This window comes from Halopseudomonas sp. T1L2 (assembly GCF_055397385.1).
This window is the reverse complement of the sequence record NZ_AP040865.1, coordinates 480,846-494,433: the sequence shown is the minus strand read 5'-3', so window position 1 is coordinate 494,433 and position 13,588 is coordinate 480,846. Positions and strand designations below refer to the sequence as shown.

Sequence of the window (13,588 nt, the reverse complement as noted above, 5' to 3'; positions counted from 1 at the left end):
GAGGGATCTTGCGGGAGGATTTAGGACTGCAAACGAGGATAACTAATCACAGAACGTGCACTTGTTCCACGAACAGCCGTTGGTCACCGGCAAAATCAGCGAATGCGCCTCACTCGGCGGGCGGAAAACCGGCTCGATATAACTGACCGGAAACGCCTCTTGCATAGCCATGCCCCTCTCCTCTGTACCCGGCGCTGAGCCGCACAAAACCGCACATCATAGCCAGTCTGACTGGCGAAGCAAACCACCCGGACGTGTTTAGCTCTGCGTGACAGAGTTCACATATAGTTTCTACGCATACGCATAACTCGCATTCGCCCTGAGGCCGGATCACTTTCAGCATATGCCTCAATCTTTTAAACAGTACAGGACAACAATAATGAGTACTGCTCGCCTGACGCCGACCTCGGCATCAACACTCAAGCTACTTTCCGTCGCCGTCGCGGCCCTCACGCTATCCGCCTGCCTGTCAGGTGGCGGCGGTGGCGGTGCCGACGGCCCCAACCCCCTGGCGATTGAAACCAGCGAGGGCAAAGTCGTCGGTATCAGCAACGACGGCATCCGCGTCTTCCGTGGCATTCCCTACGCCGCGCCGCCGGTTGGCGACCTGCGCCTCGCCCCGCCGCAGCCACCCGCCAGCAGAAGTGAAACACTCAGACTGAGCGAAGAGTTCGGCAACAGCTGCCCGCAGTCCGATCTGACCACTGGCCAGCAGGTAGGCAACGAGGACTGCCTGTACCTGAACGTTTATGCGCCCGCTGAAGCGGAGGATCTGCCGGTGATGGTCTGGATCCATGGTGGCGCCTTCGTGTTTGGTAACGGCGGCGGTGAGTACGACCCGACGCGCCTGGTCGAACAGGACGTTATCGTCGTGACCCTCAATTATCGCCTTGGCAATCTCGGTTTTCTGGCCCACCCTGCCCTGGAATCCGACGCCGGTAACTTTGCCCTGATGGATCAGCAGCTGGCGCTGGCCTGGGTCAAGGAAAACATCACTGCCTTTGGCGGTGATCCGGCCAATGTCACAATCTTCGGCGAGTCCGCCGGTGGCCACAGCGTGATGAGCCACATAGTCTCGCCTCGGGCTGAAGAGGCGGACCTGTTCCAGCGCGCCATTGTCCAGAGCGGCTCCTACGCGCCCTTCCAGATGCCCAAGGCAACAGCGCAGTTCCTCGGCACATCGGTAGCCAATGGACTCGGCTGCACCGACCCGGAGACCGCTGCAAGCTGCCTGCGCTCCTTGCCGGTATCGGCGTTCCTGGCGGCCCAGGGCTCGCAGTCAATCCCGGTTGTGGATCCGGACGACGACTTGCTGCCCAAGTCCATTCAGCAGGCACTGGCCGACGGCGACTTCAACAGCTCGCTCGACATCATGATCGGCAGCAACCAGAACGAGGGCACCCTGTTCGTCGCGCTGGATGAAGTAGGAGGCGATCCTATTGATGGCGAGGCGGAATACCGTGAGCGCGTTGCCGAGTTCTTCCAGCCCTACCAGGCGAGTATCCCCTTCGACGACGACCAGATCGCCACCGATTATCTGGACTTTGTTGACGGTGAGGCAAAACCCTTCGAGGCAGCCCTGTCCGGTATCTGGACCGACTTCATGTTCGCCTGCAACGCCTACTCGCAGGCCAGCACCTTTGCCGGCGCCAGCATGAATACCTTCCAGTACTGGTTCCGTGACGAGGACGCCCCCTGGACCCTGGTGCCGCCATTTGCTGTGAGCTTCCCGCTGGGGGCCACCCACGCCGGGGAAATCCCTTACGTACTCTACCCACAGGCCATCATGGAGCAGCGCTATACCGGCGATCCGGATGACCTGAACAGTCTGGCCGGCGAGATGGTCGACTACTGGACCCAGTTCGCCAAAACCGGCGACCCCAACACCACCGACGGGGTCGCAGCAGCCTGGCAGCAGGCAGCGACCGGAAACCTGATGACGCTGGACGTACCCAACGCAAGCAACGCAAATACGCTTGGCTTCCTGGGCTATCACCACTGCAGCTACTGGGCTGACCCGCCACTGGTATTGCGCTGATCGACCAGATCGGCCTCGCCCGGCGGGGCCGATCGCAACTCGGCGCTCGGCAAGATAGCGAGAAAGTTATCCCGTGCAACCCCACGCGCTACCGTTTCCGGTAACGCATCAAGAAACGGCTCAAACCCGCGCATATATTTTCCGATACTGCCGAACTGCCCCACCACATCCGAGCCGAGCATAAAGCGCTCGGGGAAATCCTCGACCAGAGCAACCCAGTCAGGGTCCGGCTTGCCTTCCGAGTCAAGAAGATAGGGCTCGCGCAGCGTCCAGGACAGATCAATATACAGATTCGGGTAGGCGGTCAGCAGCCGGCGCAACGTCGGCAATAAAAACGGCAATTGTGTCTGATGGCGATGAATTTCCATGCTGGTGCCGGCATGCGCCCAGATAAAGCGTACCCGCGGATGGTTGCGCAGCGGCTCTTCCATTTCGGCCAGATAGAGCGGATTACGCTCACGCTGCGAGGTGATATTGCTGTGCACCAGCACCGGCAGATCATACTCCGCGGCCAGCGCATAGACCCGGTGCATGGCCTCGCTGTTGGCCCGCGGTGGTTCACCATGGATCAGCGCTGTCAGATCGTCGTGCCGGGTAAATACCTCGCCTATTCCCTGCCAAAAGCCGGGATACAGCTCGAGCATGCGACGGATGTGGGCATCTGCGTTCTTGTCGTTCGGATTGAAGCCGGATAGAAAGGGATGAAACCGCCGACGCTGGTCCGCCGGCATCGACGCAATCGCATCAGCGACCAGCACATCGGTTGCACTGAACCAGTAGGCGCCGCCATCGTCACCAGCGTAATAGCGCGGGCGCTTGGGCTCATTCTCGTGCCATTGCTTGGCGACAGGCACACCACTGATCATGGCATGATCGACACCGGCGGCGTCCATCGCCTGAATAAGCGCGTCCGCCCCTTCTGACTCCTGAAAGAAATCAACGTAATGCAGGTGGGCGTCGGTGTATCGATAGTCCCGCGCCTGGGCGGGGTTGCCTGGCAACGTGCCCAGCATGAGCACGCCCACAGCAAGTATGCGAAAGATGGGCAAGGTCTGACTCCTGACATGGCTGCCCAGTTTGAGACTGCCGGTCAAATCAGGAGTTCAGCACCAGCCTCGGGCTAGGCTTCCTCACCGTCCTTGCGGCGTTTGAATCGGTTGCCCATTCGCACGCCTACATCCATCAAAAATTGCATGTAGCCCTCCTGATCCTTGATCACGTCCTGCCAGAACGGCGAGTGGTACATGGCCATCGCGCCGTGCACCAGCGCCCATGCTGCGCAGTAATGGAAGTAGGCAGGAACATCTTCCAGCTTGCCATCATCGATACGGGACTGAATCACACCGGTGATGTGATTGAAGTTGGAGGTCCGGATCTTGTGCAACTCTTCGACCATGGCCGGCAACTGGTTCGACTTGACCACCTTTTCTTCCAGCCGGTCAAACAACCGATAGCGCTCGGGGTCGCTCATGCGAAACGCGAAGTACTCCCGCGAGAGGGCCGCCTTGTCGCGCTCGATGGACTCCGAATGCAGCAAATCAGCCAGGTCTCGCTCATAGTCGAGCATCAACCGCAGATAAATCTCTGCCTTGGACTTGAAATGCTTGTAGATGGTCCCTTTGCCGATGCCAACCTCGTCTGCGATCATCTCGACGGTTACACTGTCTTCACCCTGCTCAAGGAACAGGCGCAGCGCGCTATCGAGAATTTCCTGCTCACGACGACGAAATTCGCGAACTTTACGTGACTCTTTCTGCATCAAGGTACCCGGATTCAAATTGGCAAAGTGCCCCATTATGCCAAGTTGATGACTCGCTGCCCAGATTTGCTTACAAGCTGACTATCCAGTTCAAATGTGTCTAAATATGGGGAAAAAGGCCCGTTAAGGCATAACCGCGCGTGCCAGTCCCATCTTTGGCCAAAATGGCACCACACATGAGGCTCGACATGGATCTCAACCAGCAATGGCAGCATGAATTCCCGCAGGATCCGAAACTCTGCTACCTGAATCATGCCGCGGTAGCTCCCTGGCCGAAGCGGGCAGCGGACGCCGTCAGCGCCTTCGCCCGCGAAAACCTGATTCAGGGTGCGCGCGACTATCCGCGCTGGAGCCGGACCGAAAAACACCTGCGCGAGCAACTTAAAGCCCTGCTTAATGCCCCTGCGGTCAGCGATATCGCGCTGGTCAAGAACACCTCCGAGGCCCTGTCCTTTGTCGCCCAGGGATTATCCTGGGCACCCGGCGATGAAGTTCTGATCAGCGATCAGGAGTTTCCCTCAAACCGCATTCCCTGGGAGGCATTGGCAGACCAGGGCGTTCGGGTTTGCAGCGTGGCGCTGGGCAACCAGCCGGAACAGGCGCTGATCAACGCGATGACGCCGCGCACCCGCCTGCTGAGCATCAGCTCCGTGCAATACGGCAGCGGACTGCGCATGGATCTGGAACGCCTTGGGCAAGCCTGCCGCGAACGCGGCGTCCTGTTCTGCGTGGACGCCATACAGACCCTCGGCGCGCAGCCACTGGATGTCCAGACGATTGACTGCGATTTTGCCATGGCTGACGGCCACAAATGGCTACTCGGCCCGGAAGGCCTTGGTGTGTTCTATTGCCACGGTCGAGTACGGGATCAACTGAAGCTGACCCAGCACGGCTGGCATATGGTTGAGGCGATGGGCGATTATGATCGCTGCGACTGGCAGCCGGCCCGTTCGGCGCGGCGATTCGAGGCCGGCAGCCCAAACACCCTGGCTCAACAAGCTCTGTCAGCCAGCCTGTCGCTGCTGCTTGAGATCGGCATGGATACCGTCGCTGCCGAGCTCGACCGCCGCATCTGCCTGCTTGCCAGCTTGCTGGAGGCGATCCCGGGCGTGCGCATACTCAGCAATCTGAGCAACGAACGACGATCGGGCATTCTGACGTTTTCAGTTGAGGGCGTTACGCTAAAAGAGCTGCATCGCCAGTTAATGGATCAGGGCGTGATCTGCGCGCTGCGCGGCGGTGGTATTCGCTGGTCACCCCATTTCTACACCAGCAGCGCTTGCCTGCGGCGGGCGGTCGAACAGCTGGAAGCACTGATTGCCTCGCAAAGAGATAACAACACTTCACGATAAAATACGCAGAGCGTATTCCAAATCAGTTTATAAACGCGGGAAATGAAGCTGGAAAGCAGGGCAATTTCGACAATACTGAAGTTATCAGGAACGACATACCCCCCAAGTGTTGCTCCTGTGCTGGCAGGCACTGCCCTGCCTCTGTATCACTCCTAATGGTCTTAACCCGAATTCCTCCCCCAGAATTCGGGTTTTTTTTGCCTCGAAATCAGCTTTGCGCCAGAGGAAACAAGCGATGGAAGTTATCGGTAGTTTGCTCACGGAAATGTTCCAGGGCCTCACCGCGCAACTCGGCCAGAAATGCCGCCACTTCACAGACAAACTGTGGTTCGTTCGACTTTCCGCGATGGGGAACCGGCGCCAGATAGGGAGAATCGGTCTCAACCAGCAAGCGGTCAGCAGGAACCTGACGCGCCACCTCGCGCAATGCGTCGGCATTGCGAAAGGTCACAATGCCCGACAGCGAAATGTAATAGCCCATATCCAGCGCGGCCCGGGCCATCTCCCAGTCTTCGGTAAAGCAATGCAGCACACCGGCATTGGCAAGGTCTGCCTCGCGCAGCATCTCCAGCGTATCCTGGCGTGCCGCGCGGGTATGAATCACCACCGGCTTCCCCGTCTGCTTCGCCGCCTCAAGATGAATGGCGAAGGACGCTTTCTGCTGCTCGGCCAACTCGGGCTGGTAGTGATAGTCGAGCCCGGTTTCGCCGATGGCTACAGTGCGCGGATGCTGCAGTCGCTCGAGTAGCCAGACCAGATCGGTCGCCTTGCCATCCTTGAGATCGAGCGGATGAATACCGACGCTGCAGAACACATCTGCATGGCTGTCGGCCAGTTGCTGCACGGTAGCAGCGTTGTCGGCATCGACCCCGATACAGAGAAACTTGCCGACACCGCGGCCGCGAGCTGCATCCAGCAACGCATCAAGGGAGCCGTTGTAGGGCGTTAAATCAAGACGATCCAGATGACAGTGCGAATCAATAAGCATGAAGACTACATGGTGTGGGTCGGCCGATCCGATTGCAGCGCACCGGCCAGATAGGTTTCGATTTTGCTGCGCGCGGTATTATCCTGATCACTGAACTGGACACCGATACCTGCCGCGCGATTGCCCTGGGCACCCTTCGGGGTTACCCAGATAACCTTGCCGGCAACCGGGATCTTCTCCGGCTCGTCCATCAGATTCAGCAGCATGAACACCTCGTCACCGAGGCGGTAATTCTTGTTGGTCGGAATGAACAGCCCGCCATGCTTGACGAACGGCATGTAGGCCGCATAAAGCACCGACTTGTCCTTGATCGTCAGCGACAGAATACCGTTGCGAGGCCCCGGAGCCGTGGGATTAGTCATTGATCATTCCTTTCACTCAACGCGATGGCCGCCAGATTAACGTCTTTCGGCCAGCATTTTCCAGCGCGCAAGCAGCTTTTCGAGGAACAGCTGGCGATTGAGGTTGGCCTTGTTGTCGAATTGCCGACGGTGCTGCAACAGCCAATCCTGCCAATCGAGCAGCTCGCTTGCCTGAATCCGCGATGCCAAGTAGCCCAGAACCTTGTCCATATCGGCGCTGCTTGCCGCCTCCTGCGCCCCCTGATTCAGTTTCAGCAACTCCAGCGTCCAGGCGGCAAACCAGTCCAGCAGCAAATCAAGGGCGATGCTATTCCACTGCTCGGCCAGCCTGGGCGCGGATATCTGTCCCTTCAGCAGCGCCTTGACACCTTCAACCACCTTTTCCCGGTGGGCAACGGCCCCCTGCTGATGCAAATCCAGCGCTCGCAACGGAGCCCCCATAGCCATCTGCAGCAGAAGCGTACGCTGATTGTCGTCCACATCCGGCAGCTCCGCCCCCAGCCAGTCCCGGGCCTGCTGCAGACCGGGCAACCCCAGGGGCTGCACCCGGCACCGACTGCGGATGGTCGGCAGCAGACGACTCGGCTGATCACTGATCAGCAGCAGATAGGTCTCGGCAGTTGGCTCCTCAAGCGACTTGAGCAGCGCATTGGCGGCGTTCTGGTTCATCGCCTCGGCCGGATGCAGCACAACCACCTTGCGCCCGCCCTGCTGGGCGGTTTGACTGATGAAGCCAACCAACTGACGGATGGCATCTACGCGGATCGCCTTGCCCTCCTCCTCCGGCTCGATCAGCAGCAGGTCGGGATGACTGCCGGCCTGGCGAAGCAAACAGCTGCGACACTGCTGGCACGGGCCTTGTGGTCCAGGCTGGTCACACATCAGCCAGCCGGCGAACGCTGCAGCGAAATGACGCTTGCCTGCACCCGCCGCGCCACAGAACAGATAGGCATGGGCAAATTGCTGCTGGGCGGCCAACGCAGCCCACAGCGGTTCGTGCCATGGCAAGGGGGTACGGGCCTGTTCAAGCACGCCAGCGCTCCAGAATCTGTGCGATGACCGGTTCAAGGTGACGCTGAACCTGGTCCAGCTCACCACTGGCATCGACGACTCGATAGCGCGCCGGATGTTCTGCAGCACGCCGCAAATAGGTCTCGCGCACCGCGTCAAAGAACGCCCGCTGCTCGCTTTCAAAACGGTCAAGTGCGCTGCGCGCCCGCGCCCTCGCCATACCCACCTCAACCGGCACATCCAGCACCAGCGTCAAATCAGGCCGCAAACTGCCTTGAGTCCAGTTTTCAAGCGCAGCAATGCGAGCAGCGTCGATCCCCCGCCCGCCGCCCTGATAGGCGTAGGTCGCATCGGTAAAGCGATCACTGATGACTACACGCCCCTGCGCCAACGCCGGCTTGATCACCCGATTCAGATGCTGGGCGCGCGCAGCAAAAACCAGCAACAACTCCGCATCCGGGTCCATCGGCTCTTCATGGTGCTCGAGCAGAATGCCGCGCATCCGCTCGGCAATCGGAGTACCACCCGGCTCACGGGTCAACAGCGGTTCACAGCCTGCGCGGCGCAATGCGTCGGCAACATAACCGAGGTTGGTTGACTTGCCTGCACCCTCAGGCCCTTCCAGGGTGACAAATACACCTGTCATTGTGCGCTCTCCGGTGCAGGGCTGGATCGATAGTCGCTGCGGCGCTTGAGCTGAAACGCACGCACCGCCCGGTTATGCTCAGCCAGGGTATTGGAGAACACGTGCGAGCCATCCCCCCTGGCAACAAAATACAGGCTCTTGCCGTCAGCCGGATGCACAGCAGCCTCGATCGCCTCGCGCCCGGGCATGGCAATCGGCGTCGGCGGCAGACCATCAATCACATAGGTGTTGTAAGGTGTCGCCTGCTGCAGATGGCGACGACGTATATTGCCCTGATAGTCCGTCCCCATGCCGTAAATCACGGTCGGATCGGTCTGCAAACGCATGCCGATGCGCAGCCGACGGGTAAATACGCCAGCGATTTCGGCCCGCTCGGACGGTACTCCGGTTTCCTTCTCCACGATCGACGCGAGAATCAGTGCCTCGTAAGCAGACTTGATCGGCAAGCCCTCATCACGCTCTGCCCAAACCTCCGCCAGTACCTGCGCCATACGCTCGTGCGCGCGCTGCAGGATGTCCCGATCACTCATGCCCAACGTGTACTGATAGGTATCCGGGAAAAAACGTCCCTCCGGATGTTCACCCTCATACCCCAGAGCCGCCATGACCTCGGCATCGCTCAGGTCTGGCGACAAGGTCTGCTCCAGGTGTTCGGCCGCACGCAGCGCCTGGCGCACCTGACTGAAATTCCAGCCTTCGACCAGCGTGAGGGTACGCTGAACAACCTCTCCGCGCTCCATCATGTGCAGCAGCTCGGCCGCCGTCATCTCGGGCTGCAGAGCATATTCGCCCACATGCAAAACCGCCCCTTGCATTTGCCACTGCCAGTATCGACGCAGCCAGCCGGCCCCCTCTAGCACACCCTCCTGCTCCAGCCGGGCAAAGACCCGCCCGGGTGTGCTGCCGGCCTCCACCACCAGCGTGCTCGGCTCCGTCAGCTGTAACGGCTGATGCAGCGCACGCTGCAGGGTGAGAAAGCCCCACACGCCGCCGGCCAGACCAATGACACAAACCAGAAACAGTGAAACAACCAGAAACTTGGCAAAAATCTTCACAGATAAACCTGTTCAGCCAGGGATTGCAGCAGCCGGGTTTCGCCCCCGACCTGCCAGACCCGATCGTCCAGCCCTACAACCGGCCAGACCCCTATCAAACTATTGCAGCAAAATACCTCATCCGCCTGGTACAAGGCGTCACGCGTCAGCCGTCCTTCACGTGCCGGCCGCCCTCGCTCGGCCAACTGCGCCAGCAGGTATTCGCGCATCACCCCGCGCACACCACAACGGCCGAGATCAGGTGTAACCCATTGCCCTGCCACGCGCGCAAACAGGTTGCTCATGGTGCATTCGATTACCGCTCCCTGCTGATCGCACACCAGGCCCTCGGCGAATGCCGGATCCTGCCACTCGCTGCGCGCCAGCACCTGTTCCAGTCGATTCAGATGCTTGATGCCCGCGAGCAGCGGCTGATCAGCCAGCCGCGTTGTACAGGCAAACAATTGAATGCCATCGTGCCTGTCGGGCGGATACAGCGGCAAGGGGGAAGTGGATATCACCCGCGACGGGGTTGCGTCAGCCGGCATGGCATAGCCCCGCTGCCCACTGCCACGGGTCAGCATCAGCTTGACCACCCCGTCGCCGACACTGGCTGCTGCGTTGTTCAGCTCGGCGGCAATCAAATCCGCCTGAAAGGGTATTCGCAGCGCGGCACAACCGCGCCGCAGACGTGCCAGATGCAGCGCCTGCAACGGCAGTGTGCCGCGACAGGCGCGCAGGGTTTCGAACAGACCGTCACCGTAGGCGAGCCCGCGATCGGTAACAGGCAACTGATCGGCCAGCTGCCCGTTTACCCATGTTGTGGCCGCCGGCGTCGCTTGATTCATTCGCAGCGACGGAATACCAGACTGCCGTTGGTGCCACCAAAACCGAAGGAGTTGGACAGCGTGACCTCAATCTTGCGCTGCTGCGCCTGATGGGCAACGTAGTTCAGATCACACCCCTCGTCCGGGTTATCCAGGTTGATGGTTGGCGGCGCCACCTGATCACGCAGTGCAAGCACACTGAACACCGCCTCTACCGCGCCGGCAGCACCCAGCAGGTGTCCGGTCATCGACTTGGTCGAGCTGATGGCCAGATCACGAGCGTGGGCACCAAACACAGACTTGACCGCACAGGTTTCGGCAATGTCACCAGCAGGAGTCGAGGTGCCATGGGCGTTGATATAATCAACATCCTCCGGGTTCAGACCGGCATCCCTGAGCGCATTGACCATGCACTTGGCTCCGCCACGCCCGTCTTCCGGCGGTGCAGTCATGTGATAGGCGTCACCACTCATGCCAAAACCAACCAGCTCGGCATAAATGCGCGCACCGCGAGCCTTGGCGTGTTCGTACTCTTCCAGCACCATGGCGCCAGCGCCGTCGGACAGCACGAAGCCGTCCCGCTCACGATCCCAGGGGCGGCTCGCGCCCTGCGGGTCATCGTTGCGGGTCGACATGGCACGGGCCGCGGCAAAACCGCCCAGCCCCAGACCGGTAGTCGCCATCTCGGAACCACCAGCCACCATGACATCGGCTTCGCCATAGGCAATGTTGCGCGCGGCCATACCGATGCTGTGCGTGCCAGTGGTGCAAGCAGTGGTCAGCGCGTAGTTCGGCCCCTGAAGACCGTACTGAATAGACAGGTAACCTGCGACCATGTTGATGATCGAGCCGGGCACAAAGAACGGAGAGATGCGACGCGGGCCGCTGTTCAGCAACTGCTCACAGTTCTTCTCGATGTTGGTCAGACCACCAATACCCGACCCCATGACCACACCAATGCGGTCGCGATTCTCGTCGGTGACTTCGAGACCCGAGTCCTGAAGCGACTGAATACAGGCCGCCAGACCGTATTGAATAAACAGGTCCAGCTTGCGCGCTTCCTTGGCCGCCATGTACAGCTCGACGTCAAAGTCGCGAACCGAGCCGCCGATGCGGGTTGAGAACGCACTGACATCCATATGTTCGATCGGACCGATACCGCTTTTGCCCGCCAGGGCCGCCTGCCAACTGCTCTCAACCGAATTACCCAGCGGCGACAGCATACCCAGACCAGTTACAACAACGCGTCTGCGCGACACGGCACACTCCTTATTCAACTCGTGAAAACCGCTACAGGCCCGCGAGCCTGCGTAAAATCGCCCTATTGTCCGTGCAAATGCCGCTTGCGGCAACACGAACCGCGGCACAACCGACAGGTGCAAATAGCCGGATGCAAAAAAGCCGCAGCCTGGAAACCAGTACTGCGGCTTTTTTCGTCCTGCAAGCAGGCTACGTGATTACTTCTGGTGAGCGTTCACGTAGTCGATAGCTTCCTGAACGGTGGTGATCTTCTCGGCTTCTTCATCCGGAATCTCGGTCTCGAATTCTTCTTCGAGAGCCATCACCAGCTCCACGGTGTCCAGGGAGTCAGCGCCAAGATCTTCAACAAAAGAAGCACTGTTGGTTACTTCTTCTTCTTTGACACCGAGCTGCTCGGCAACGATTTTCTTGACGCGTTCTTCGATGGTACTCATACCTTGTTCTCACTCCTATTTGCAGTTCCGAGAAGCCGGACTGCGGGTAGTTTATAGAAACAATTCTCTTGGTTTCAAGCGCGAATCGTCTCTGACGCAAAGAGGTCAAAGCCTGCGGCTTCCACCCAATGAAACTCAAGCCAATATCGACCCCGGTCGATACCGGCAGTGAATTACATGTACATGCCACCGTTGACCGGCAGTGTAGCACCGGTGATGTAGCCAGCATTTTCGCTCGCCAGGAACGCAACAGCGGCAGCAATTTCCTCTGCCTGCCCCAGACGACCGAGCGGAATTTGCTCCAGCATGACCGAACGCTGGCTGTCATTAAGCGCACGCGTCATGTCGGTGTCAATAAAGCCAGGTGCCACCGCGTTCACAGTAATGGCTCGCGAACCGACTTCTCGCGCCAGCGCGCGGGTAAACCCTTCCATACCCGCCTTGGCCGCAGCGTAGTTCGACTGACCGGCGTTACCCATGCAGCCGACCACGGAACTGATGTTGATGATACGCCCCCAGCGGCCCTTGGTCATGCCCCGCAGGACTGCCTTGGACAAACGGTAGACCGAGCTGAGGTTAGTGCCGATCACGTCATCCCACTCTTCATCTTTCATGCGCATCAGCAGATTATCGGCGGTGATACCTGCATTATTGACCAGGATGGCCGGCGCACCGTAGGCCTCGGTAATGGCCGACAAAACAGCACTGACAGACTCGGCATCACGCACATCCAGCTTCATGCCGGCACCCTTGTAGCCCGCTTCTGCCAGCTTGTCAGCGATCGCCTGAGCGCCCGCATCGCTGGTAGCCGTGCCGACGACCACTGCACCCTGAGCGGCCAGCGCATGCGCAATTGCCTGCCCAATCCCTCTGCTGGCACCGGTAACCAGTGCAACCTTTCCTTCCAGACTCATGCCCTGCTCCTCAAGCAAACTGCGCGCGGAACGCATCAAAACCCGCCACGCTTTCCAGACTGTGGTTGTTGACACCTTTGGCGCAACGCTTGTTCAGACCACCCAACACCTTGCCCGGTCCACACTCGACCAGATCGGTTACGCCCTGCTCGGCCATGTAAACAACCGACTCTACCCAGCGAACCGGACTGTACAGCTGCTCGACCAGCAACTGACGCAGCGCGGTCACATCCGACGCCGGCCGCGCAGTAACGTTCTGCACCAGGGTAATCTCCGGCGCGCGCCAGCTCAGCGCCGCAAAGTCCTCAGCCAGCTGCTCTGCAGCTGGCTGCATCAGCGCGCAATGCGACGGCACACTGACCGGCAACGGCAGCGCACGCTTGGCACCAGCCGCCTTGCAGCCATCAATCGCACGAGCGACAGCGTCGACCTGCCCAGCAATCACAACCTGACCCGGCGCATTGAAGTTGACCGCACTGACTACCTCACCCTGAGATGCCGCAGCGCAGATATCAATGATCTGCTGATCCTCCAGCCCCAGAATAGCAGCCATGCTGCCCTGCCCTTCGGGCACAGCCTGCTGCATCAACTGGCCGCGACGCTCAACCAGACGCACCGCATCGGCAAAATCAAGCACATTGGCCGCAACCAGCGCCGAATATTCACCCAGGCTGTGCCCGGCAACAAAGCCAGGACGCACGCCGGATTCGGCACACCAGAGTCGCCACAGGGCAACAGACGCAGTCAGAATCGCAGGCTGGGTGCGATCGGTGCGATTCAGATCCGCTTCGGGACCGTTCTGGCTCAGCGCCCAGAGATCGTAACCCAGAGCACTGGATGCTTCGGCAAACGTCTCAGTGATAATCGCGTGCTGCTGGGCCAGTTCGCTCAGCATGCCGACGGACTGGGAGCCCTGACCGGGAAAGACAAAGCCAAGGGTGTTAGTCATAACATCATCCTGTT

At 59.8% G+C, this 13,588-nt stretch carries 14 protein-coding genes and 1 pseudogene; 2 read left to right on the top strand and 13 right to left on the bottom strand.

What is annotated here, in order from left to right; all coding sequences use genetic code 11:
- Positions 1–45 precede the first annotated feature (45 nt).
- Positions 46–171: pseudogene (locus ACZ5WQ_RS02320) on the bottom strand (radical SAM protein); the annotation flags it as partial.
- A gap of 208 nt (positions 172–379) precedes the next feature.
- Between ACZ5WQ_RS02320 and ACZ5WQ_RS02315 the strand changes: the two are divergent.
- Complete coding sequence (locus tag ACZ5WQ_RS02315; protein ID WP_338213740.1) at positions 380–2,038, top strand: carboxylesterase/lipase family protein; 1,659 nt, start codon at positions 380–382, stop codon at positions 2,036–2,038.
- On the opposite strand, the gene ACZ5WQ_RS02310 is transcribed toward ACZ5WQ_RS02315, so the two are convergent.
- The gene (locus ACZ5WQ_RS02310) at positions 2,005–3,051 is read right to left on the bottom strand and encodes an amidohydrolase family protein (protein ID WP_464383615.1); all 1,047 of its coding nucleotides are present in this window, start codon (positions 3,049–3,051) and stop codon (positions 2,005–2,007) included. The two genes, ACZ5WQ_RS02315 and ACZ5WQ_RS02310, sit on opposite strands and share 34 nt — an antisense overlap.
- Positions 3,052–3,158: 107 nt before the next feature.
- Positions 3,159–3,797, bottom strand: a complete 639-nt coding sequence (locus ACZ5WQ_RS02305; protein WP_088275433.1) for a TetR/AcrR family transcriptional regulator — start codon at positions 3,795–3,797, stop codon at positions 3,159–3,161.
- A 188-nt stretch (positions 3,798–3,985) separates the two neighbouring features.
- Between ACZ5WQ_RS02305 and ACZ5WQ_RS02300 the strand changes: the two genes are divergently transcribed.
- Complete coding sequence (locus ACZ5WQ_RS02300; RefSeq protein WP_338213481.1) at positions 3,986–5,149, top strand: aminotransferase class V-fold PLP-dependent enzyme; 1,164 nt, start codon at positions 3,986–3,988, stop codon at positions 5,147–5,149.
- Positions 5,150–5,357: 208 nt separating this feature from the next.
- Here the strand turns inward: ACZ5WQ_RS02300 and ACZ5WQ_RS02295 are convergent, their stop codons facing one another.
- The 10 genes from ACZ5WQ_RS02295 to fabD all read right to left on the bottom strand — a co-directional run bounded on the left by ACZ5WQ_RS02295 (position 5,358) and on the right by fabD (position 13,574).
- Positions 5,358–6,137, bottom strand: a complete 780-nt coding sequence (locus ACZ5WQ_RS02295; RefSeq protein ID WP_228246211.1) for a TatD family hydrolase — start codon at positions 6,135–6,137, stop codon at positions 5,358–5,360.
- Between the two features lie 5 nt (positions 6,138–6,142).
- A complete protein-coding gene (locus tag ACZ5WQ_RS02290) occupies positions 6,143–6,499 on the bottom strand; it encodes a PilZ domain-containing protein (RefSeq protein WP_088275375.1) in 357 nt (118 codons plus the stop codon).
- 36 nt (positions 6,500–6,535) lie between these two features.
- Entirely contained in the window at positions 6,536–7,531 is a 996-nt protein-coding gene (locus tag ACZ5WQ_RS02285; protein WP_233049422.1) for a DNA polymerase III subunit delta', read from the bottom strand.
- Complete coding sequence (gene tmk / locus ACZ5WQ_RS02280) at positions 7,524–8,156, bottom strand: dTMP kinase (RefSeq protein WP_228246209.1); 633 nt, start codon at positions 8,154–8,156, stop codon at positions 7,524–7,526. The genes ACZ5WQ_RS02285 and tmk overlap by 8 nt, the downstream gene beginning before the upstream one ends.
- A complete protein-coding gene (mltG, locus tag ACZ5WQ_RS02275; RefSeq protein WP_464383614.1) occupies positions 8,153–9,178 on the bottom strand; it encodes an endolytic transglycosylase MltG in 1,026 nt (341 codons plus the stop codon). Before mltG ends, tmk begins: the two co-directional genes overlap by 4 nt.
- A gap of 29 nt (positions 9,179–9,207) precedes the next feature.
- Positions 9,208–10,038, bottom strand: a complete 831-nt coding sequence (pabC, locus tag ACZ5WQ_RS02270) for an aminodeoxychorismate lyase (protein ID WP_464383044.1) — start codon at positions 10,036–10,038, stop codon at positions 9,208–9,210.
- Positions 10,035–11,276 carry a beta-ketoacyl-ACP synthase II gene (fabF, locus tag ACZ5WQ_RS02265; protein ID WP_338213483.1) on the bottom strand — a complete coding sequence of 414 codons (1,242 nt, stop codon included), beginning with the start codon at positions 11,274–11,276 and terminating at the stop codon, positions 10,035–10,037. The genes pabC and fabF overlap by 4 nt, the downstream gene beginning before the upstream one ends.
- 198 nt (positions 11,277–11,474) lie before the next feature.
- Complete coding sequence (gene acpP / locus ACZ5WQ_RS02260; RefSeq protein WP_088275384.1) at positions 11,475–11,711, bottom strand: acyl carrier protein; 237 nt, start codon at positions 11,709–11,711, stop codon at positions 11,475–11,477.
- Between the two features lie 173 nt (positions 11,712–11,884).
- Entirely contained in the window at positions 11,885–12,625 is a 741-nt protein-coding gene (gene fabG, locus ACZ5WQ_RS02255) for a 3-oxoacyl-ACP reductase FabG (RefSeq protein WP_464383043.1), read from the bottom strand.
- Between the two features lie 10 nt (positions 12,626–12,635).
- On the bottom strand, positions 12,636–13,574 hold the full coding sequence (gene fabD / locus ACZ5WQ_RS02250; RefSeq protein WP_233049419.1) for an ACP S-malonyltransferase: 939 nt from the start codon (positions 13,572–13,574) through the stop codon (positions 12,636–12,638).
- Between the last annotated feature and the right edge of the window lie 14 nt (positions 13,575–13,588).